This window comes from Microbacterium sp. HMWF026 (assembly GCF_003061325.1).
Lineage (GTDB): Bacteria > Actinomycetota > Actinomycetes > Actinomycetales > Microbacteriaceae > Microbacterium > Microbacterium testaceum_E.
Window position 1 is genome coordinate 1 of the sequence record NZ_QAJB01000215.1, and the last position, 1,533, is coordinate 1,533.

Annotated in this window: 1 protein-coding gene; it reads left to right on the plus strand. The window is 66.0% G+C overall.

Annotation, left to right across the window (positions count from 1 at the left end):
* Positions 1–1,532: ABC transporter permease subunit (locus DBR36_RS08875; RefSeq protein ID WP_108318652.1), on the plus strand; the 1,532-nt coding region annotated here is incomplete at its 5' end.
* Position 1,533: the final 1 nt, after the last annotated feature.

Below are 1,533 nucleotides of genomic sequence, written 5' to 3' on the forward strand. Positions count from 1 at the left end.
CCTCCGCCGGATGGAAGGTGTGGCTGGTCAAGATCGTGGCGCTCGCGCTGCTGGATGCCGCCGCGCTCTACGCCGTGATGATGCTCGCCGGCTCCGGTCAGTGGGCGGTGGCCGCGATCGTGGCGATCATCGCGGTCGGCGTGAACGTCGTGTACCTCACCCCCGGCCTGCTGCCGGCCAAGTACCTCACGCCCGGTCTGATCTTCTTGCTGGTCTTCCAGATCTTCGTGGTCGGGTACACCGTCTACATCGCGTTCACCAACTACGGCTCCGGACACAACTCCACCAAGGACGACGCGGTCAACGCGCTCCTGCTGCAGTCGCAGACGCGCGTGGAGGACAGCGCGACCTACCCGGTCACGATCGTCGAGAGCGGGGGAGTGTTCTCGCTCCTGGTGACCGACCCCGACACCGGTGACGCGGCCGTGGGCACCACCGAACAGGCGTTGGAGCCGGTGGATGCCGAGTTCGCGGGCGGACGAGCGGTTTCGGCCGACGGCTACACCTCGCTCGACTTCGCGGGGATCGTCGCGAACCAGGCCGCGATCGGGGCCATCGCCGTGCCGATCTCGGACGACCCCAACGACGGGTTCCTGCGCACGACCGACGGCTCGAACGCCTACCTGTTCACCTCGAGCCTCACGTGGGACGCCGCGGCCGACACGATGACGGACACGGCCGACGGCACGGTGTACCGCGACATCGGCACGGGGGCGTTCACCGCCGACGACGGCCAGGAGCTGCTGCCCGGATGGGTCGTGACCGTGGGCGCCGACAACTTCGTGCGCGCCTTCACCGAGGACTCCATCCGCGGCCCCTTCATCGCGGTCGCCGTCTGGACCTTCGTCTTCGCCTTCCTGTCGGTGGCGACGACGTTCGTGCTGGGGCTCTTCCTCGCGATCGTGCTGAACGATCCGCGAATGAAGAGCCGCAAGTACTACCGGGTCGTCATGATCCTGCCCTACGCCTTCCCGGCGTTCCTCTCGGCGCTCGTGTGGGCGGGCATGTTCAACCAGGACTTCGGGTTCATCAACCAGACGATCCTGAGCGGGGCCAGCATCCCGTGGCTGCAGGACCCCCTGCTCGCCAAGATCGCGATCCTCATCGTGAACCTCTGGTTGGGCTACCCCTACATGTTCCTCGTGTGCACCGGGGCGCTGCAGTCGATCCCCGACGACATCACCGAGGCCGGACGCGTCGACGGCGCGAGCGTGTGGCAGATCTTCCGCCACATCAAGTTCCCCCTGCTGCTCGTCTCGGTCGCGCCGCTGTTGATCTCGTCATTCGCGTTCAATTTCAACAACTTCAACCTCATCTACATGCTCACCGGCGGTGGCCCGCGCTTCACCGACGCCGCCATCAACGCCGGGGCGACCGACATCCTGATCTCGATGGTCTACAAGGTCGCATTCGTGGGCCAGCTGCGCGACTTCGGTCTCGCCGGCGCCTTCTCGATCGTGATCTTCCTGCTCGTCGGCGTGATCTCGTACATCGGGTTCCGACAGACCAAGGCCCTCGAGGAGCTGAACTGAC